18 protein-coding genes are annotated in these 19513 nt (G+C 59.7%); 10 read left to right on the top strand and 8 right to left on the bottom strand.

Annotation, left to right across the window (positions count from 1 at the left end):
- Positions 1 to 120 precede the first annotated feature (120 nt).
- The 6 genes from AC2FNN_RS09795 to AC2FNN_RS09820 form a co-directional block, all read right to left on the bottom strand.
- Positions 121 to 1611 carry a replicative DNA helicase gene (locus AC2FNN_RS09795; RefSeq protein WP_496758234.1) on the bottom strand — a complete coding sequence of 497 codons (1491 nt, stop codon included), beginning with the start codon at positions 1609 to 1611 and terminating at the stop codon, positions 121 to 123.
- Between the two features lie 225 nt (positions 1612 to 1836).
- Entirely contained in the window at positions 1837 to 2517 is a 681-nt protein-coding gene (locus tag AC2FNN_RS09800; RefSeq protein WP_170344088.1) for an orotate phosphoribosyltransferase, read from the bottom strand.
- Positions 2518 to 2659: 142 nt separating this feature from the next.
- Positions 2660 to 3841, bottom strand: a complete 1182-nt coding sequence (locus AC2FNN_RS09805; RefSeq protein ID WP_496758236.1) for an ammonium transporter — start codon at positions 3839 to 3841, stop codon at positions 2660 to 2662.
- Positions 3842 to 4038: 197 nt separating this feature from the next.
- Positions 4039 to 4515 (bottom strand): CinA family protein, encoded by a 477-nt coding sequence (locus AC2FNN_RS09810; protein ID WP_496758237.1) that lies wholly within the window; start codon positions 4513 to 4515, stop codon positions 4039 to 4041.
- Complete coding sequence (locus AC2FNN_RS09815; RefSeq protein WP_496758238.1) at positions 4512 to 5009, bottom strand: phosphatidylglycerophosphatase A family protein; 498 nt, start codon at positions 5007 to 5009, stop codon at positions 4512 to 4514. The genes AC2FNN_RS09810 and AC2FNN_RS09815 overlap by 4 nt, the downstream gene beginning before the upstream one ends.
- On the bottom strand, positions 5006 to 6136 hold the full coding sequence (locus AC2FNN_RS09820; protein WP_496758240.1) for a bifunctional 2-C-methyl-D-erythritol 4-phosphate cytidylyltransferase/2-C-methyl-D-erythritol 2,4-cyclodiphosphate synthase: 1131 nt from the start codon (positions 6134 to 6136) through the stop codon (positions 5006 to 5008). The genes AC2FNN_RS09815 and AC2FNN_RS09820 overlap by 4 nt, the downstream gene beginning before the upstream one ends.
- A gap of 182 nt (positions 6137 to 6318) precedes the next feature.
- Between AC2FNN_RS09820 and dusB the strand changes: the two genes are divergently transcribed.
- From dusB to ntrX, 5 genes are all read left to right on the top strand, one after another.
- A complete protein-coding gene (dusB, locus tag AC2FNN_RS09825) occupies positions 6319 to 7302 on the top strand; it encodes a tRNA dihydrouridine synthase DusB (protein WP_496758242.1) in 984 nt (327 codons plus the stop codon).
- On the top strand, positions 7299 to 8387 hold the full coding sequence (locus AC2FNN_RS09830; RefSeq protein WP_496758244.1) for a two-component system sensor histidine kinase NtrB: 1089 nt from the start codon (positions 7299 to 7301) through the stop codon (positions 8385 to 8387). Before dusB ends, AC2FNN_RS09830 begins: the two co-directional genes overlap by 4 nt.
- Positions 8387 to 9754: a response regulator gene (locus tag AC2FNN_RS09835; RefSeq protein WP_496758246.1), complete on the top strand. Its 1368-nt coding sequence runs from the start codon at positions 8387 to 8389 to the stop codon at positions 9752 to 9754. The genes AC2FNN_RS09830 and AC2FNN_RS09835 overlap by 1 nt, the downstream gene beginning before the upstream one ends.
- 123 nt (positions 9755 to 9877) lie before the next feature.
- On the top strand, positions 9878 to 12142 hold the full coding sequence (locus AC2FNN_RS09840; RefSeq protein ID WP_496758277.1) for a sensor histidine kinase NtrY-like: 2265 nt from the start codon (positions 9878 to 9880) through the stop codon (positions 12140 to 12142).
- Positions 12139 to 13548: a nitrogen assimilation response regulator NtrX gene (gene ntrX / locus AC2FNN_RS09845; protein WP_496758247.1), complete on the top strand. Its 1410-nt coding sequence runs from the start codon at positions 12139 to 12141 to the stop codon at positions 13546 to 13548. The genes AC2FNN_RS09840 and ntrX overlap by 4 nt, the downstream gene beginning before the upstream one ends.
- Positions 13549 to 13566: 18 nt before the next feature.
- Here ntrX and AC2FNN_RS09850 read toward each other — a convergent pair whose 3' ends face one another.
- Positions 13567 to 14046, bottom strand: a complete 480-nt coding sequence (locus tag AC2FNN_RS09850) for a hypothetical protein (RefSeq protein WP_171632096.1) — start codon at positions 14044 to 14046, stop codon at positions 13567 to 13569.
- A 96-nt stretch (positions 14047 to 14142) separates the two neighbouring features.
- Here AC2FNN_RS09850 and trkA point away from each other — a divergent pair, with 96 nt between their 5' ends.
- The 5 genes from trkA (at position 14143) to AC2FNN_RS09875 (ending at position 19026) form a co-directional block, all read left to right on the top strand.
- The gene (trkA, locus tag AC2FNN_RS09855; protein WP_496758248.1) at positions 14143 to 15519 is read left to right on the top strand and encodes a Trk system potassium transporter TrkA; all 1377 of its coding nucleotides are present in this window, start codon (positions 14143 to 14145) and stop codon (positions 15517 to 15519) included.
- Entirely contained in the window at positions 15519 to 17057 is a 1539-nt protein-coding gene (locus AC2FNN_RS09860) for a TrkH family potassium uptake protein (protein ID WP_496758250.1), read from the top strand. Before trkA ends, AC2FNN_RS09860 begins: the two co-directional genes overlap by 1 nt.
- Positions 17058 to 17189: 132 nt before the next feature.
- Complete coding sequence (hfq, locus tag AC2FNN_RS09865) at positions 17190 to 17429, top strand: RNA chaperone Hfq (RefSeq protein WP_005982826.1); 240 nt, start codon at positions 17190 to 17192, stop codon at positions 17427 to 17429.
- Positions 17429 to 18700: a GTPase HflX gene (gene hflX / locus AC2FNN_RS09870; RefSeq protein WP_496758252.1), complete on the top strand. Its 1272-nt coding sequence runs from the start codon at positions 17429 to 17431 to the stop codon at positions 18698 to 18700. The genes hfq and hflX overlap by 1 nt, the downstream gene beginning before the upstream one ends.
- 20 nt (positions 18701 to 18720) lie before the next feature.
- On the top strand, positions 18721 to 19026 hold the full coding sequence (locus tag AC2FNN_RS09875; protein ID WP_496758253.1) for a putative quinol monooxygenase: 306 nt from the start codon (positions 18721 to 18723) through the stop codon (positions 19024 to 19026).
- Between the two features lies 1 nt (position 19027).
- Here the strand turns inward: AC2FNN_RS09875 and AC2FNN_RS09880 are convergent, their stop codons facing one another.
- Entirely contained in the window at positions 19028 to 19423 is a 396-nt protein-coding gene (locus tag AC2FNN_RS09880) for an SgcJ/EcaC family oxidoreductase (protein ID WP_496758255.1), read from the bottom strand.
- Positions 19424 to 19513: the final 90 nt, after the last annotated feature.

Here is a 19513-nt window from a genome sequence, read left to right on the forward strand (position 1 = left end):
TGTGGGTCTCCGGGCGGAAATGGAGCGTTGTGGTTGAATGACACCGTTACGTTAACACCGGGCAGGGAAAACACCAAAGGGCTTGGCGTTTCATATCTGGGGCAGGTGTTCTGTCCGCTATCAATAACCCTCGATTTCACCACCCTGTTGCCAGGGCTTGACCAGATTGCCAAAGCGGGTGAATTGAGCTTCGAACGACAACTCGACCGTGCCGATGGGGCCGTGACGTTGCTTGCCGACGATGACTTCGGCCTTGCCGTGCAGACGTTCCATCGCCTGCTTCCACTCTTCCATCTTTTCCAGTTCGTGATCGCCGGGCTTTTCGCGTTCCTTGTAGTATTCCTCGCGGAACACGAACATCACCACGTCGGCGTCCTGCTCGATCGAGCCGGATTCGCGCAGGTCGGATAGTTGCGGGCGCTTGTCGTCGCGGTTTTCGACCTGACGCGACAGCTGTGAAAGCGCAATGACCGGGATGTTCAGTTCCTTGGCGATGGCTTTCATGCCCATCGAAATCTCGGCAATCTCGTTGACGCGGTTGTCGGCCATACCGCGGCAGAGCTGTAGATAGTCGATGACAAGCAAGTCCAGCCCATGCGTCCGTTTTAACCGACGTGCCCGCGCAGCAAGTTGCGAGATCGGCAAGGCAGGGGTGTCGTCAATAAACAGTGGACAAGCTTCCAGCTCTTTGGCCGCATCGACAAAGCGCCGGAATTCGGCCTCAGTCATGTCGCCCTGACGGATTTTGTGGCTGGAAATCTCGGAGGCTTCGGCCAGAACCCGGCCTGCAAGCTGTTCCGCACTCATCTCGAGTGAGAAGAAGCCAACAACGCCGCCATCGATCGCGCCTTCGTTTCCGTCGGGCTTTGTGCCGCGCTTGTAGGCCTTGGCCACGTTGAAGGCGATGTTGGTCGCCAGCGAGGTCTTACCCATGGATGGACGCCCGGCCAGAATGATCAGGTCGGACGGGTGCAATCCACCCAATTGCTTGTCCAGATCGGCCAGACCGGTGGAAATCCCGGCCATGCCGCCGCCACGCTGGTAGGCTTCGTTGGTGACGTTGACGGCTTCTGTGACCGCCTTGAGGAAGGATTGAAAGCCTTGTTCGGTCTGGCCCTGTTCGGACAGTTGATACAGCTGCTGCTCGGCCTCGACGATCTGTTCTTTCGGCTCGCTCGAGACATCGACCCGCGCCGCCTTGTCCGAGATGTCGCGGCCCAGCCGGATCAGCTCGCGCCGGATGGCAAGGTCATAGATCATCTGGGCATAGTCGTGCACTGCGAATGCGCTGATCGAAGCGCCGGCCAGTTTGACCAGATAGGCGGGACCGCCCAGTTCCTTCAGGCCCTCATCCTCGGCCATGAAGGATTTCAACGTCACGGGCGAGGCAAGCGCATTCTTTGCAATACGGGCCGAGGCCACTTCGTAGATCCGGGCATGGACCGGATCATAGAAATGTTCAGCCCCAATGATCGAGGCGACCCGGTCATACAGGTCATTATTGGTCAGAATCGCGCCCAGCAATTGCTGCTCGGCCTCGATCGAATGCGGCATGGTTTCGGCGTTCTGAATCTGTGCCGCTGCCTGCTCGATACTGCTGATCTCGTTCATTTTGTCCCCGCTGCCCGTTCCGAGGTTCTACACGCGAAACACCACCGCAAGCTATCTGGAAATACCTGTGGCTAACTTGGGGTAAAGCCTAGGGATAACTTTCCAGACCGCTTGGATACCTGCGTATGCGTGGCTTATTATGTAGGAATTGTGGGGAAAGTCACCATATATCGTGGCGATCTACCCGATTCTTCCGGGTTTATCCCCAATCCTTCCACAAGAGGTTTACGCTGGTTTATTGGCCTCTTGCCAGCCGCGCGGGTCGTTCAGAAAGGCCTCGACTTCGCTAAGGGTCTCGTCGTCAAAGGCCTTTTGCGCCTTGGCCTCGGCCAGAACATCCCACCATGTGCAGAGCGAGTGCAGCTTGACGCCATGATCACCCAGCGTTTTCTCGGTCTCGGGGAAGATGCCGTAGTAGAAAATGACGGCGGTGTGCCCGCAGGTGGCACCGGTTTCACGGATCGCATCGACAAAGGACAGTTTCGAGCCGCCATCGGTGGTCAGATCCTCGACCAGCAATACACGCTCACCTTCGCTCATCGCCCCCTCGATGCGGGCGTTGCGGCCATAGCCTTTGGGTTTCTTGCGAACATAAGTCATGGGCAGAGCCATGCGTTCGGCGACCATGGCGGCAAAGGGGATACCCGCCGTTTCACCGCCTGCGATGTTGTCGAATGCCTCAAAGCCAGCATCCCGCATCACCGTGACGGTCAGGAAATCCATCAGGGTCGAGCGGATGCGCGGATACGAGATCAGTTTGCGGCAGTCGATATAGGTTGGGCTGGGCAGCCCGCTGGCCAGCGTGAACGGTTCCCGCGAGTTGAAATGCACGGCCTTGATTTCCAGCAGCATCCGGGCGGTCAGGCGGGCGATTTCGGTGCTGTCGGGAAAGGAACTGGGGATCATGGCGCAAACCTCGGGGCTGAAAACACGTTGCGGGCTGATAGCCCGACCCTTGGGCCGGAGTCGAGAGGGATTGGGCAAAAGAAAAGCGGACCCCCAAGAGGTCCGCTTTTGCCCTTACGGGCGATGGGCAGCCAAGGTGGGCTTAACTGCTCATGTCATAGGCCCGCTCGCCATGTACCGACAGGTCGAGTCCATTTGTCTCGGTCTCGGCGTCTACGCGAAGTGGCGTGATCTGTGCAACCAGTTTGACCAGCACAAACGTGACAACTGCCGTAAAGGCACCCACGACAATCAGCCCGCCCAACTGCGCGGTCCAGGTGCCGAGGCCAAGCAGGGCGATCATGATCGTGCCGAAGATACCGCCGACGCCATGCACGGCGAACACATCCAGTGTGTCGTCGATATTCAACTTGTTGCGCACGATGCTGACGGCTTCCTGACACAGAACACCAGCCACCGCGCCAATGATCAGGGCCTGAACCGGACCGACGAAACCCGAAGCCGGCGTGATCGAGGCCAGACCCGCGATTGTGCCGGTGACCAGACCGACCATCGAGGCCTTGCCAAAACGGATGCGCTCCCACAGGGCCCAGCTCAGCGAAGCGGTGGCTGCGGAAAGGTGCGTGACGGTCAGGGCCATCGCCGCACCGCCATCGGCGGCCAATTGCGAACCACCGTTGAATCCGAACCAGCCGACCCACAGCATTGCGGCACCGACCATGACATAACCGGGGTTGTGCGGCGGAGTGGTGCGGTTGCGGCGCGGCCCGAGGATGACAGCGATGATCAGCGCTGCCAGACCAGCGGTTTCATGCACCACGATGCCGCCCGCAAAGTCGCGCACACCAATCTCGCCCAGAATGCCGCCATCAGCCAGCATCCCGCCGCCCCAGATCCAATGCACCACGGGCGCATAGCACAGCAGCATCCACAGCGCCGAGAAGGTCAGGACAAAGCCAAAGCCCACACGTTCGACATACGCGCCAACGATCAATGCCGGGGTGATGATGGCGAAGGTCATCTGGAAGGCAAAGAACAGGATCTCGGGCAGGGTTCCTGCAAGGCTGTCCACGTCGACGCCGTTGAGGAAGGCCTTGCCCAAACCACCCCAAAGCCCGCTTTCACCGGGTCCGAACGCGATGGAATACCCTGCGACCAGCCACAGGACGCTCATCAAACAGGCAATGGCAAAGCAATGCATGAAAACGCTGAGGACATTTCGGGCACGAACGAGCCCGCCATAGAACAGGGCGAGGCCCGGCAGTGTCATGAAAAGGACCAACGCGGTTGCTACGATGATCCAGGCTGTATCGGCTCCGTTCATGGGCCATTCTCCCTTCCGAATGAGTGCGCCTATCCGTGGAAACTCGGCACGGATAGGCGCTGCGTGAGCGGTGTGGGCCGTTTCAAGCCACCGTCGGTTGGAGAAAAAAGAGGCAAAGCGAAAAAAAGCGCCTGTTTTGGCGGCCTTTTTTCAACTGACTTCAAAAGCAGCGTTTTTTTCGGACATGTGCTGAAAGTTTAGGCGCCTGCGGAAAGGGCCGTGTTCAGCAGAGTCAAGGCGTGGTCACGCGCCGCACGCCGCACGGCATCGCGACCGGGGGCGCCGAATTCGACGGTTTCAACATGCGTCGACCGTCCCTTGATGGCCAAGCCGAAACACACGCGTCCTTCGGGTTTGAATTCGGACCCGCCCGGCCCTGCAATTCCCGTGACCGAGACGGCAAGTTGCGCCAGTGAATTGCGCAGCGCGCCTTCTGCCATTTCGCGGGCGACCTGTTCGGAAACCGCACCGTGCGCGTTCAGCGTTTCGGCCTGAACGCCCAGCATGTCCTGTTTGGCCTCGTTGGTGTAGGTGACGAAACCCCGATCCACAACGGCAGAACTGCCGGGAATGTCGGTCAGGGCCGCAGCGACCATGCCGCCGGTGCAGCTTTCGGCGGTGGCGATCATCACGCCTTGCGCCTTGGCGCGGTCCAGCAGGTCTGACACGTTCATAGCCCCAGAACTCCGTGTGCGATTCCTGCCAGAACCACCACACCGATGGCTGCAAAAATACCTGCAATCACGTCGTCCAGCATCACGCCCATCGGATCGCCACGGCGATCAGCCCAGCCGACAGGGCCGGGTTTGGTGATGTCGAACAGACGGAACAGGATGAACCCAGCTACCCAACCGGGCCAGAGCGCAGTTATGTCGATTCCATGCGCCCAGGACGGATAGGAAATTGCCCAAAGCGCGATGAACTGGCCTGCAACCTCATCAATGACGATTTCGGACGGGTCGTGGTCATCCTGATCTTCGGTCATCACGCGTGTGGCCCAGAGGCCGCCGACAAAAACCGCAACCGTTGCGAGGGCCAGCAACGGGAAACCACCCAGCATGTGCAATACCCAGGCCATCGGCAGGGCCACCAGCGATCCCCAGGTGCCCGGGGCAGGGCGCAAATAACCAACGCCGCCGACAGTCCCGATCATCTGTGCCGTGTTCATGCTTTCACCAGACAGGCCGTGGCGAGCGAGGCGATGCCCTCACTGCGGCCGGTGAAGCCCAGCCGCTCGGACGTTGTCGCCTTGACCGAAACCTGATCTGCACGCAGGCCCATGATTTCAGACATCTTTTCCCGCATTGCCACTGCGTGCGGGCCAATTTTCGGATATTCGCAGACCAGCGTGCAATCGACGTTCGAGATACGGTATCCCATCTGCTTTGCCAACTCGACCGCGTGGCGCAGGAAAATCTCGCTGGCGGCGCCTTTCCATTGCGGATCCGAAGGCGGGAAATGCTGCCCGATATCGCCCTGCGCCAGTGCGCCATAGATCGCATCAGTGACCGCGTGCATTCCGACATCGGCGTCCGAATGGCCTTGCAGTCCGCGGTCATGCGGCACTTTCACACCGCAAAGGATCACATGATCGCCATCGCCAAAACGGTGCACATCGTACCCGTTGCCCAGCCTTACATCCATTTCCGTTCCCATTATGCGTTCCGCCCGGGCAAAATCCTCGGGTCGGGTGATTTTCAGATTGTCTGCATCGCCCGGCACGATGCAGACATCAAGCCCGGCGGCGCGGGCCACCTCGACATCATCCGCAGCGCCGCCCGGGTGGGTGGCGTGGGCGGCGGTGATAGCGTCATAGTGAAACCCCTGCGGAGTTTGCGCGGCGAACAGGTTGCTGCGATCCTGCGTGCCGGTCACAGCCTGTTCATGCCCAACCCAAAGCGCATCTGTCACCGCCAGCCCGGGTGCCGCCGCCGGACATGTTTCCAGGGCGTTAAGAACGTCGTTGATAATGCGGGGCGTGACGCAAGGCCTTGCAACGTCGTGGATCAAAACGCGCTGCACATTCCGGTCGGCCAGTGCAGCCAATCCGTTGCGCACCGATCCCGCGCGATCCGTTCCGCCCGAAGCTAGGATCAGGTTCGTTCCACGGAATTCTTCCCATGCGGCGCTATCTTCGTCGGACAACACCAAAACAATGTGATCCACCTGTCCCCGAAAGCGCTCGATCGTCCAATCGGCCACCCGCCGGCTCGCAAGGCTGCGCCATTGCTTTGGCACGCCACCCCCGGCGCGCGACCCGCGACCGGCGGCAACTATGATGGCGGCGGTTGTCATATGTGCGCGCTCTCCTCGTGATGGGCTTTGTTTAGGCGGCGGTGAATGCAGAGGCAATCACCCATGGTAAAGTGATGAAAAATTAGGCATGTGATGATTTTGCGGGCTTGTCGCGTGCCGTTTTCTTGTTCATATGCGCAGAAAACGATATCAAAACCACAACTGCCCAAGGATTAAGCACGTTGACATTGCACCTTGCCGACAAGGAAATAGCACCGCCTGTTTTGCTGGCCCCCATGGCCGGAATCACCGACCGCCCGTTTCGCGATCTGGTGATGCGTTTCGGTGCGGGTATGGTCGTCAGTGAAATGGTCGCCAGTCAAGAGATGGTGCAGGCCAAACCCGGCGTGCGGGAACGGGCGGAACTGTCTGCGGATGTGGAAAACACTGCCGTGCAACTGGCCGGGCGAGAGGCCCATTGGATGGCCGAGGCGGCCCGTCAGGTGGCCGACCGTGGCGCGCGAGTGATCGATATCAACATGGGGTGCCCCGCCAAGAAGGTAACAAACGGTTATTCCGGCTCGGCCCTTCTGAAAACGCCGGATCACGCGCTGGCACTGATCGAGGCCGTGGTGGGCGCGGTCGATCTGCCGGTGACGCTGAAAACCCGGCTGGGATGGGACGACAATCTGTTGAACGCGCCCGACGTGGCACGCCGCGCTCAGGACGCGGGCATTCAGATGGTCACGATCCATGGCCGCACGCGCTGTCAGTTCTACAAGGGGCACGCCGATTGGCAAGCAATCCGGGCGGTGAAAGAGGCCGTATCGATCCCGGTCATCGCGAACGGAGATATTGTGGACACTGACGCCGCGCGTACCGCGTTGCGACAGTCCGGCGCGGATGGGGTGATGGTTGGTCGCGGCGCCCAGGGCAAGCCTTGGGTGTTGGCGCAAATCTGTCACGACCTGTACGGGGCCGGGGCACCCGAGATTCCGACCGGTCATGATCTGGTTGATATGGTTTGCGCGCATTATCAGTCGATGCTGGATTTCTACGGCGCCGATCTGGGTCTGCGTGTCGCCCGCAAGCATCTGGGATGGTACATGGACGAAGCCGCAACGCCTGCGCCCTTGCGCCGGGCGGTGCTAACGTCGCGCGATCCGGCGGAAGTTCTGCGCCTGTTGGCGGATGCGCTCAGCGATACGGACGAGGTGGCGGCATGAATTCCGATGCCAGCATCTGGAACTCGCTGCCGGTTCCGGCGTTCATTATTGATGAACAGGACCGGATATCCGATGTGAATGCTGCGGGTGAGGGGTTTCTGAACGCGTCACGCAAATCGGTGATCGGCCATCCGGTGTGGGATCAGATCGCCGTGGACGCGCCGTTGGAAGAGGCGTTCGAGCGCGCCCGCTGGCAGGGCACGCCTTTGTTTGTGAATGATGTGGATGTGGGGTCGGGTAGCCGGGCGCCGCTGCAATGCGCGTTGCAGATTGCGCCTTTGGTCGGGCATCCGGGCTCCATGATCATGATTATTTCGCCTCGTGAACTGGCAGGTCGGATGACGCGGGGGAATACGGTCAAATCCGCGGCACAATCCGCCATTGGCATGGCGGAAATGCTGGCGCATGAAATCAAGAACCCGCTGGCTGGGATCACCGGTGCCGCGCAGTTGCTCAGCATGAATATACCGCCGCAAGATCTTGAGCTGACTGACCTTATTGTCGCCGAAAGTCGCCGGATCGTGAAGTTGCTGGAACAGGTCGAGCAATTTGGGAATCTTCAGAAACCCGACTTCAAGCCGGTCAACATCCACGATGTGCTGGATCGCGCAAGACGGTCGGCTTTGTTGGGATTTGGCGCTGACATGACGATCGTCGAAGATTACGACCCGTCGCTGCCGCTGGCTTACGGAGACCCGGATCAGTTTCTTCAGGTGATCCTGAATCTGCTCAGGAACGCGTCCGAAGCCGCAGGACCGCAGGGCGGAACGATCCGCCTGCGGACCTATTTCGAACATTCCTTCCGGTTGCGTCGCAGTGACGGGTCAGGGCATTCGCTGCCCTTGCAGATCGAGATCATCGATGATGGTCCGGGTCTGCCAGAAGACATCCGCGGCGACATTTTTGATCCCTTCGTATCGGGCAAGGAAAACGGCACCGGCCTGGGGTTGGCGCTGGTCAGCAAGATCATCTCGGACCATGACGGCTGGATTTCGGCCGAATCCGTGCCCGGGCGAACGGTATTCAAACTGTCGCTGCGCCGCGCGCCGCGAGACGCAATCGAGGACAAGAAGGAGAGCACCTGATGGATGGCACCGTACTGGTCGCGGACGACGATCGCACGATCCGCACTGTTCTGACACAGGCCCTGACGCGTGCCGGGTGCAAGGTGCATGCGACCTCATCACTGACCACGTTGATGCGCTGGGTCGGCGAGGGGAAAGGGGACGTGGTGATTTCCGACGTGGTCATGCCCGACGGAAACGGTCTTGAGATGCTGCCGAAGATTGCCGAAGACCGCCCCGGTTTGCCGGTGATCGTGATTTCCGCACAAAACACCATCATGACGGCGATCCAGGCGACAGAGGCGGATGCCTATGACTATCTGCCAAAGCCGTTCGACCTGCCGGATCTGATGAAACGGACGGCGCGGGCGCTGGATCAGAAACAACGCGCCCAGCCAGAGCCGGCCGTGGGCGCAAACGAGCGCCCCGAAGAGCTGCCACTGGTCGGGCGAACGCCGGTGATGCAGGCCCTGTACCGGTTGGTCGCCCGGGTGATGAACACGGATCTCTCGGTCATGATCTCCGGTGAAAGCGGCACGGGCAAGTCACTGATTGCGCGGGCCATTCACGATTTTTCCGACCGTCGAACCTTGCCCTTTGTCACTGTCACCGCTGCCGAACTGCGCGATCTGGAAGGCCCGGCCCGTGTGATGGCACGGGTTCGTGGCGGCACGTTGTTGATAGACGAAATCGCGGATATCGAAGATGAGGTTCAGGCGCGCATCGTCCGTATGATGGATACACCGGGCGATCACGTTCCCCGCTTCATGGCCACCAGCCAGTCGGACCTGACCGAAGGGATGGAGAACGGGCGCATCCGTCAGGACCTTTACTATCGTTTGTGCGGGGCGACGATCCACGTTCCATCACTGCGCGAAAGGGTGGACGACATACCGCTGCTGGCCGAGCATTTTCTGGCGCGGGAAGAGCGGGAAAACGGCACCAAACGCTGGCTCAGCCCCGAGGCGGTGGAACTGGTACGGCGCTATTCCTGGCCCGGGAACGTGCGGCAATTGGAGAATGCCGTGCGCCGGTTGGGTCTGACCAGCCGCGCTGATGAAATCACCAAAGCCGAAGTGGAAATGGTGCTGGGCAGCCAGCCAGAGGCGGAACCGGTTCTGAGCGGCGGTGAGCGCGAAAAGCTTTCGACCTCGGTCGAGCGACATTTGCGGAGGTATTTTGACCTTCACGGCAACATTCTGCCGCCCCCGGGCCTGTATCAGCGCATTTTACGGGAAGTTGAGGCCCCACTGATCGAAATCGCTCTGGACGCAACTGGCGGAAATCAGGCGAAATGTGCCGATTTGCTGGGAATCAACAGAAATACGTTGCGGAAAAAGATTACGGATCTCGATATTCAGGTGACACGTCGACGCAAACTGATGTAATATCGCCACACAAACCGTGGCATCCCGGCATCTGTTGGGAAAAGATCACGATATATGGCGGTAAGCCGCGCAAGCGGCACATCAGGATGAGGGCAGACAGTGGCAACCCGAGCACAGAGCGGGATGATCCCATCGATCAGTCGATGGCGTAAATCACGGAAACTGCGCAATTTTGGCACGTTTGGCCTGGTTCTCATGGGACCCGTTCTGGCGCTGGCCACTTACCTAGTCATCGGTCCTTTCGATCTTGGCGCGACAGCACCGACCTTGCGGCTGATTCTGTTGGCCGATCTGGTATACGTTCTGGTTGTTGCAGCACTTGTGCTTGGGCAGGTTGGCAGCTTGATTGCCGCACGTCGGGCCAAGTCGGCGGGTTCGCGCCTGCATTTGCGCCTGATCGGGGCGTTTACGCTGCTGGCGCTGGTTCCAACCGTGACCGTGGCAATTTTTGCCGGGTTGACCGTCAATATCGGGCTTGAGGGCTGGTTTTCCGACCGCGTGCGTCAGGTTGTGGGATCTTCGCTGACGGCGGCAGAAGCGTATGAACAGGAACACCGCCGAGGTTTAACGCAAGACGCGTCTGTTCTTGCACGGTATCTGGACAATGCGCGATCGCTGGATTTCTATATCTCGGACGCTGAACTGCGCGAAGTTCTGGCGCAGGGGCAGGCTCAGATTCAACGGGGGCTGCGCGAAGCCTATGTCATCGACGGTGGTGGCGAAATCAAATCGCGCGGGGACCGGTCCTATCTGTTCAACTACGAAGCCCCAACCCCCGAGCAAATTGCAGAAGCCACAGACAAGGGCCTGCTGATCATCGCCGACTGGCCCAACAATGAGTTCCGCGCGCTGGTCCCTCTGAAGGCTTATCTGGATCGCTATCTCTATGTCAGCCGCGAGGTGGATGGGCAGTTGTTGACGCTGCTGGACGATACCAAGGAAACGGCGCAGTTCTACCAGCAACTGGAAAGCGAACGGGGCAGGGTGCTGTTCGAGTTCGGTCTGTTGTATCTGGGCTTTGCGTTGATCCTGATCCTTGCGGCAATGTCCCTGGGCATGTGGTTTGCCGAACGGCTGTCGCGTCCCGTGGGGCGGTTGACCACCGCGGCGCAGCGGGTTGGGGCCGGTGATCTGAGCGTCCAGGTGATTGAAGAGGCCAGCGACGACGAAATCGCGATGCTGGGCCGGTATTTCAACCAGATGACCCGGCAGTTGAAAGGGCAGCGCGATACGCTGTTGGAGAACACGCGGCAAATTGAAAGCCGGCGCCGTCTGTTCGATTCGGTGCTCAGCTCGGTCACTTCGGGTGTCGTTGGGGTGGACCCGGAAGGATGCATTACATTCGTGAACCGTTCGGCCGAGCGGTTGCTGGATTGGACCGGGGGCGAGCAGCATCTGGCCATCGGCATTGCGGTGCCGGAATTTCTGCCCCTGTTCGAAAGTCTGAAGGACAGCGGGCAAGAGGCCGTTCAGGGCGAAATCAAAGTGACCCGCAAGGGGCGGCTTGAGAACCTGTTGGTCCGCATGGCCATCCGTCGCGGAGAAGATGGCGGCCTGGAAGGTTACGTGGTTGCCTTCGACGACGTCACCGATCTGGTCAGCGCCCAACGGATGGCGGCCTGGGGTGATGTGGCCCGCCGCATCGCGCATGAGATCAAGAACCCTCTGACCCCGATCCAGCTGAGCGCGGAACGGATCAAGCGCAAGTTCTCGCGAAAGCTGGACGAGGAAGACAGCAGCAGCCTGGATTCGATGACGAACGTGATTGTGCGGCAGACCAACGATCTGCGTCGCATCGTGGATGAATTCTCGAAATTTGCACGGATGCCTGAACCTGAACGCAGGGAAGAAAACCTTGTTGATCTGGTGCATGAGGCGGTTCTGCTGCAACAGGCCGGGCAGCCGGAGGTGCAGATCGATGCCGATCTGCCGCAACAGCCCATCATGGCCGATGTGGATGCAACCATGCTGAATCAGGCGCTTACCAACCTCATCAAGAATGCCGGGGAAGCTATTGTAACCCTTAAGGAAAAAGGGGCGCCCGACAACCTTCAGCCACAGATCAAAGTGGCGGTTACCAGTGATGATGCGGGTACGGTCATAACCATTGCAGATAACGGGATCGGTCTGCCCGAGGATCGGGCACGGCTGTTTGAGCCCTATGTAACGACACGTGACGAAGGGACGGGGCTGGGCCTGCCCATCGTCAAGAAGATCATTGAAGAGCATGGCGGCGCGCTGACCCTCGAGGATGCGCCGGTATTTGACGGACAGGACCATTTTGGCGCGATGGCCGTGATCCGATTGCCGGGGGTTACTGTGTCCCAAACGGCAGCGCCACAGAAGCAGGCAATTAGAACCAACAAACTGAAAGCAGGCCAAAGATGAGTGACATTCTGATCGTAGATGATGAGCGCGATATTCGCGAGCTGGTGTCCGACATTCTGGAGGACGAAGGCTATTCAACCCGGCTGGCGGCCAACTCGGACGAGTGCATGGCGTCAATCAACTCTGAACCGCCGGGGTTGTTGATCCTGGATATCTGGCTGAAAGACAGCCGTATGGATGGCATCGACATCCTGAAAGCGGTGAAACGCGACAACCCGGATGTGCCGGTGGTGATTATTTCGGGCCACGGCAACATTGAAATTGCCGTCGCCGCAATCAAGCAGGGCGCGTATGATTTTATCGAAAAGCCGTTCAACATAGACCAGTTGATGGTAGTGATCCGCCGCGCGATGGAGACCTCTCGCCTGCGTCGCGAGAATGCGTCTTTGAAGCGGAAAGAAGTCAACAATTCCGACATGATCGGAAAATCCGCCGCGTTCCGCGCCATGCAGGGGCAGTTGGACAAGGTGACCAAGTCGAATGGCCGCGTGATGCTCAGCGGCCCTGCGGGGTCCGGCAAAGAGATTGCAGCAAGGTACATCCATGCCCACTCCAATCGTGCCAACGCGCCATTTGTCACGGTAAACTGCGCTGGGATCGAACCCGAACGTGTGGAAGAGGTGCTGTTTGGTCGGGAATCGGCGGAACGCGGCGTGGAATCGGGTTTGCTGGAAGAGGCACATGGAGGCGTGATCTATTTTGACGAAGTCGCCGACATGCCCCTTGGGACACAGTCAAAAATCCTGCGGGTGCTGGTGGATCAGCAATTCCAGCGTGTAGGTGGCAGTGACAAGGTGCGCGTGGATCTTCGCGTGATCTCGTCGACAAGCAAGGATCTTGACGAAGAAATCGTGGCGGAACGGTTCCGGGAAGAGCTGTACCACCGTCTGAACGTCGTCCCGATTGCCGTGCCGTCATTGGAAGACCGGCGCGAAGATATCCCGGTTCTGGCGCAGCATTTCATCGAGATGTGCAACGAAACTCAGGGTTTGCCGATCAGGGAACTGTCGGAAGAGGCCGTTGCTCTGTTGCAGACGATGACATGGCCCGGCAACGTGCGTCAGCTCAAGAATCTGATCGAGCGGGTTCTGATCCTTGGCGATGGCTCCGGCCCGATCGAGGCGCGCGAGCTGCCCAACGAAGAAGACAAGGCAGAAGATTCAGGCCGCGTCGTGTTGTCTGGCGCGCTGGCCACCTTGCCGCTGCGCGAAGCCCGCGAGGCGTTCGAGCGAGAATATCTGCTGACACAGATCAACCGGTTTGGCGGAAATATCAGCCGCACGGCCAGCTTTGTAGGCATGGAACGCAGTGCCCTGCATCGGAAGTTGAAATCGCTGGGCGTGGTGACTTCGAACAAATCCGGCGCGCGTGTGGCACAAATCGATGAAACTGAACCGGTAGAATAATCTGCCGGTCGCACGCCCTCAGCCGGCCTGACCGGGCGTTATGATCTGAAACGAGCCGTCATCGAATTTCACAAAGCACGACGCGCTGTTGAGCGGTGGCAAAGTCGTTGTTCGCGTCGCTGGCACGCGTGATTTCACGTTCTGCTTGCACGGCGGCAGGCTGACGGGTCGAAACCCTTTTTGGGCCATACATTGCGCTTCGACCGTATTGCGCAGGCCCTGATTCACATCCACGGTATAAACACGGCCGGGCTGCCACCAACCGGGCGATTGATAGCAACGCCCCCTGCCGTCGCAATAGGTCCGCCCCGGCCAGTAGGTTGGCGGGCTTTGGCGGATTTGATTGGCTACCGGCACCTCTTTGACCGCCTTCAGCTGGCACTGAGTGGTCTCTTTTTGCAGGCGCGATACGGTTTCACCTTCGCGATAGTAAAGCGAAAGTGGTCCGCAAGAAGACAGCACCATCAAAGGTAACAGCATAGGAAACAGCGTTTTCATATGCTTATCATGCCGCAGCCGGGCTGCGATGACAATTCAATTGACCGCTCTGGGGGCATCTGTCATTCAATCCTTTCAGGCAGAAGGGCCAGAAGCATGAAGGTCATTATTTGCGGTGCGGGTCAGGTCGGCTGGCAGATCGCGCGGCATCTTTCGGGCGAGCTGAACGATGTTACCGTCGTGGACAACAATCCCGACCTGGTAAGGCGGGCGACGGAAACGCTTGATGTGCAGGGGATCGCCGGGTTTGCAAGTTACCCGGACGTGCTGGAACGGGCAGGGGCCCGTGACGCTGACATGATCATTGCCGCCACCCATTCGGATGAGGTGAACATGGTCACCTGCCAGATGGCGCATTCGGTCTTTTCGATCCAGCGCAAGATCGCGCGCCTGCGGTCGAAATCCTATCTCGAGGCGATCCACTCGGATCTGTACCGTCGCGATCATCTGCCGATTGATGTGGTGATCAGCCCCGAACGCGAAGTTGCCGCTGCCGCCATGCGCCGCCTGTCGGCCCCGTCCGCCTTTGACACCGAGATTTTCATGGACGGCAAGGCGCAGCTGCTTGGGGTGCGGGTGGAAGAGGATTGCCCGATCGTCAATACGCCGTTGCGGCAGCTGACGGATCTGTTCTCGACCCTCAGTTCCATCGTGGTTGGGGTGCGGCGCGAAGGCACGCTGTTTGCGCCCGAGTCCGAGGATCAGCTGTTCGTGGGCGATGAATGCTATGTCTTTACCAACGTCAAGGACGTGGATCGCACCATGGAGGTGTTCGGCAAGGCGCAGAAGCGGCAGGATCGCGTGGTGATCGTGGGCGGTGGAAATGTCGGGCTGGAAGTGGCCAGAACGCTGGAAGAACGCGAAAGCCGTGTGCGGGCCAAGATCATCGAACGCGACCGCCGTTGCGCTGAACTCGCCGCCGAAGCTCTGGAACGGACGATCGTGCTGCATGGCGACGGGCTGGATGCCGGGTTGCTGAGCGAGGCGGGGATCGAACGGGCCGATGCGATGCTGGCAGTTACGGATGACGACCGTACGAACATGCTGGCTGCGGTGCGTGCCAAGGCCGAAGGGTGCGCTCTGGCGATTGCATTGATCAACGACCCCAGCATGGTGGCCCTGATGGGGCCTTTGGGGATCGATGCCTATATCAACCCGCGGGCGACAACCGTCAGCTCGATCCTGCGGCACATCCGGCATGGGCGGGTGCGTCAGGTTTATTCAATAGGGGATGCCGAGGCCGAGGTGATCGAGGCCGAGGTTCTGTCGACCTCGCCTATGGCCGGGCAACGTCTGCGCGATATCGACTTTCCGGAAGGTGTGCTTGTGGGCGCGGTCCGCAAGGGAGACGAGGTTCTGCGACCCACCGGCAGTCTGCGGATCGATGAAAAAGATGTGGTCGCAATCTTTGCCATGGCCAAAGACGTGCCAGAGGTTGAACGCCTGATGCAGGTTTCAATCGATTTCTTCTGATGGCGCATGCAGGGACACAACGGGTTGGATTGTTGCGGCGGTTGCCGTTGTTCCTGCTGATCTGGGGTATTGCATCCCTGACCATGTGGATTCCGGCGATCTATGCGTTGGCTCTGGACGATCACGACACGTCACGTTCCTTTCTGTATTCCGGGATCCTGGGCTTGTTTCTGGTTGCGACCATCGCGATGGCGTCCTCCAACCGCATACCCCGGCGCGGCACATTGGGGCAGTTGGCGGTGATGCTGGCCTGTTTCACGCTGCTGCCCATATTTCTTGCGATCCCTTTTCACGACGCGCTTGGAACGACCACCTTTCTGAACGCCTATTTCGATATGGTCAGTTCTCTGACGACCACGGGGGCGGATCTGTTTCCGGATCCGGCCCGTCTGACGGCCCCGTTGCATTTGTGGCGCGCCATGGTCGGTTGGATGGGGGGGCTGCTGATGTGGATCGCCGCCGCGGCGATCCTTGCGCCGCTGTCGCTTGGCGGGTTCGAAGTCACTGCCAAAGGGCAGCCGGGGCGCCCGGTGTCAGGGGTGGCGCAGAGCGAACGCGCGGACCCGCGTGGCCGTCTGATCCGCGTCGCCAGAACCCTGACGCCAGTCTATGTCGGGCTGACGTCCGTGATCTGGGTTCTTCTGTTGATTGCCGGTGAAGTCGGTCTGACGGCGGTGTGCCATGCGATGGCAGTGATGGCCACGTCCGGCATCTCTCCGGTCGGGGGCATGGAAGGGGCGCAGGCCGGGTTTACGGGGGAAGCCATCCTGTTTCTGTTCCTGTTCTTTGCTCTCTCGCGCCTGACTTTTTCGAAGGATACCGCAACAACGGGCTATTCCCGTCTGGATACCGATCCGGAGTTTCGCATCGGTCTGATGATTGTCCTGGCCGTCGCAATCCTGTTGTTCTTCCGGGTTGTCGCGGGCGTGACGGAAATCGGTGGTCAACTGGAACCATTGCAGGCCTTGCAGGTCATCTGGGGGATGCTGTTCACCGTTCTGGCTTTCCTGACGACGGCTGGATTCGAAAGCGCGAACTGGAACGACGCACAGCAACTGTCGGGTTTGGGAACGCCCGGTTTGCTGCTGATGGGGCTGGCATTGATCGGCGGAGGCGTCGCGACGACGGCCGGAGGGGTCAAGCTGTTGCGGGTCTTCGCGCTGTATCTGAACGGCGCACGAGAGATTGACCGCCTGATCTATCCCTCGTCCGTCAGCGGTGCGGGGGGAGGTAATCGCCGCATTCAAAGCGGTGGGGCGTTCATCGCCTGGATCTTCCTGATGCTCTTTGCGCTGACCCTTGCTGTCTTCAACCTATTGCTTGCCGCGATGGGGACAGGGTTTGAACAGGCCATGGTGCTCAGCGTGGCCACGCTCAGCACGACGGGTCCGCTGATCGAGTTGGCCACGGACGTTCCAATTCGCCTGATCGATCTTTCTGCCAGCGCCAAGCTGACGCTGTGCGCGGCCATGGTCATCGGGCGTCTGGAAACGCTGGCGATCATCGCCCTGATCACCCCGTCGCTTTGGCGGGATTGAGCCGGGCACATCGCGCGGCGGCTAACGCCTGATTTTTCATCTGGAATATCTGTGCGTAGCACTCCATACTCTGCCAGAGGGAGCGCGTTGGTCCGCAGCGCGTAGCAAGAACAATGGCGAGATTATAAAAATATGGCTTCGGACAGACAGAATCTTCAGGATGCCTTCCTGAACAATGTACGGAAAGCTAAGGTTCCGGTCACGATTTTCCTGATCAACGGTGTGAAATTGCAGGGTGTCATCACCTGGTTCGACAATTTCTGCGTATTGTTGCGCCGCGACGGACAGTCGCAGCTGGTCTACAAACACGCGATTTCGACCATCATGCCATCACAACCGATCAACCTGTATGAGGGCGAAGACGCCTCTTGATGGAGCATGAGCGGGCGCGCACCCGGGCCTGGGTGCTGCATCCCGAAATCAAATCAGACGAACAGCGCCGTGTCACCGAACCGGCGCTGGAAGAGGCGGTGGCACTGGCCGCCGCATTGCCCGATCTGGACGTGATCGGGTCAGAAGTCGTGCGACTTCAACGCGCGCAAGCCGGCTATTTGTTCGGCAGCGGCAAGATTGAAGAACTTGGTGAACGTTTCCGCGACAACGAGGTTGAGCTGGTTCTGATCGACGGGCCCGTGACCCCGGTACAGCAGCGCAATCTGGAAAAGGCATGGAAGGTCAAGATCCTCGACCGGACCGGGTTGATCCTTGAGATTTTCAGCGATCGCGCCCGCACGCGGGAAGGGGTGTTGCAGGTCGAGATGGCGGCGCTCAGCTATCAGCGGACGCGGCTGGTACGGGCGTGGACCCACCTTGAACGTCAGCGCGGTGGTTTGGGATTTGTCGGCGGACCCGGCGAAACCCAGATCGAAGCCGACCGCCGCGCCATTGACGAACAACTGGTGCGCTTGCGGCGGCAGTTGCAGAAGGTGGTCAAGACCCGGACATTGCACCGCGCCGCCCGGGCCAAGGTGCCTTATCCAATCGTCGCACTCGTCGGGTATACGAACGCGGGCAAATCCACGCTGTTCAATCACCTGACCGGGGCCGAGGTGATGGCCAAGGACATGCTGTTCGCCACGCTGGATCCGACCATGCGCCGCGTGCAACTGCCCGACGGTCCCGAAGTGATCCTGTCGGATACGGTGGGCTTTATCTCGAACCTTCCGACCGAGCTGGTCGCAGCATTCCGCGCCACGCTGGAAGAGGTCCTGGGTGCCGATCTGATCGTCCATGTGCGTGATATCAGCCACGAGGAAACAGAAGCGCAGGCGCAGGATGTCGAGGCGATCCTGACCTCACTGGGCGTTGATGAAGAGCGGCCCCGGCTTGAGGTCTGGAACAAGATAGATCTGCTGAGCGCCGATGAGCGCGAGGCGACATTGGCGCGGGCGGACCGAGATCCTGAGATATTGGCCATTTCGGCTGTAACCGGGGAAGGCATCGCTCCATTGCTGTCCGAGATCGCGATGCATCTGCAAGGTGCACGGCGTGAGGCGGTATTGGATCTATCTTTCTCTGACGGGGACAAGCGGGCCTGGTTGTTCCGCCAGGATGTGGTGCGTACAGAAGAACAAACCGATGACGGTTTCCGCATCACCGTATTGTGGACCGATAAACAGGCGGCTCAGTTTGACTCGTTGTAGACTGCGCGACAGGGCTGTCCGTGTCTGACAAGCCGGACCAAAGAGTGTTCCTGACCGGCCATATCGATGTGCCTGCGGACCGGCTGGACGAGGTGCGCGCGGCGTTGCCGGACCATGTGAAACTGACCCGGGCGGAACAGGGCTGCATATCCTTTGACGTGATCGAGGATCAGACCTGTCCGGGTCGGTTCAACGTGTCAGAAGTGTTTGCAGATCAGCAGGCTTTCGATGCACATCAGGCCCGGACACGAGCGTCTGACTGGTCGCGGGTCACTCAGGGGATACCGCGGGACTACAGGATAGAACGCGCATCCAGCGGACGTTGAGTCAAGCCCCGTCAATCTGCCGTTGATGGTCATCAGCGTCAAACCAGCCCGATGATGATTGTACAAGGTAATCTGACGTCAGTTCCCACTCTTCCCAGCCGCGCGCTGTGACGTGATTGCCGGTTACGGAATGGTGCCCTTCGCGGGTCCAGACAAATATGGCATGAGATCCGGCCCATCGCATCATGTCGCAACGCAGCTCGAGATCCGGAAAATCCGCGTAAAAACTTCGGGCCATGTCGGCGATCGCCGCGCGCCCCTCGATCGGATCGCCCCGGTTGATGGTGACCTGCCCATTTGACGCGAAGAAGCCGGCAACCGCATCGGGGTCACCCGAACTCCAGGCTATTGCGTAGTCTCGCGCGAGGTTATTCAGAGTATCCCGAATGCTGGCCATACTCGCCCCCTTTTGGTCCCACATGATCGGTGCCGTTATGTTAGGCGAATAAAGCTGTGGGTGCCACGATGCCCCGGCAAACAGGGCGGG

Source organism: Ruegeria sp. BHSA118 (genome assembly GCF_059613405.1).

Bases quoted from the DNA above. Each gene is read 5' to 3' on its own strand.
- hflX (WP_496758252.1), top strand. From the start codon at position 17,429: ATGGAGCATGAGCGGGCGCGCACCCGGGCCTGGGTGCTGCATCCCGAA.
- AC2FNN_RS09830 (WP_496758244.1), top strand. From the start codon at position 7,299: ATGAATTCCGATGCCAGCATCTGGAACTCGCTGCCGGTTCCGGCGTTC.
- AC2FNN_RS09860 (WP_496758250.1), top strand. From the start codon at position 15,519: ATGGCGCATGCAGGGACACAACGGGTTGGATTGTTGCGGCGGTTGCCG.
- AC2FNN_RS09850 (WP_171632096.1), bottom strand. From the start codon at position 14,046: ATGAAAACGCTGTTTCCTATGCTGTTACCTTTGATGGTGCTGTCTTCT.
- AC2FNN_RS09840 (WP_496758277.1), top strand. From the start codon at position 9,878: ATGATCCCATCGATCAGTCGATGGCGTAAATCACGGAAACTGCGCAAT.
- AC2FNN_RS09795 (WP_496758234.1), bottom strand. From the start codon at position 1,611: ATGAACGAGATCAGCAGTATCGAGCAGGCAGCGGCACAGATTCAGAAC.
- AC2FNN_RS09800 (WP_170344088.1), bottom strand. From the start codon at position 2,517: ATGATCCCCAGTTCCTTTCCCGACAGCACCGAAATCGCCCGCCTGACC.
- AC2FNN_RS09805 (WP_496758236.1), bottom strand. From the start codon at position 3,841: ATGAACGGAGCCGATACAGCCTGGATCATCGTAGCAACCGCGTTGGTC.
- AC2FNN_RS09880 (WP_496758255.1), bottom strand. From the start codon at position 19,423: ATGGCCAGCATTCGGGATACTCTGAATAACCTCGCGCGAGACTACGCA.
- hfq (WP_005982826.1), top strand. From the start codon at position 17,190: ATGGCTTCGGACAGACAGAATCTTCAGGATGCCTTCCTGAACAATGTA.
- ntrX (WP_496758247.1), top strand. From the start codon at position 12,139: ATGAGTGACATTCTGATCGTAGATGATGAGCGCGATATTCGCGAGCTG.
- AC2FNN_RS09815 (WP_496758238.1), bottom strand. From the start codon at position 5,009: ATGAACACGGCACAGATGATCGGGACTGTCGGCGGCGTTGGTTATTTG.
- AC2FNN_RS09835 (WP_496758246.1), top strand. From the start codon at position 8,387: ATGGATGGCACCGTACTGGTCGCGGACGACGATCGCACGATCCGCACT.
- trkA (WP_496758248.1), top strand. From the start codon at position 14,143: ATGAAGGTCATTATTTGCGGTGCGGGTCAGGTCGGCTGGCAGATCGCG.
- AC2FNN_RS09810 (WP_496758237.1), bottom strand. From the start codon at position 4,515: ATGAACGTGTCAGACCTGCTGGACCGCGCCAAGGCGCAAGGCGTGATG.
- AC2FNN_RS09820 (WP_496758240.1), bottom strand. From the start codon at position 6,136: ATGACAACCGCCGCCATCATAGTTGCCGCCGGTCGCGGGTCGCGCGCC.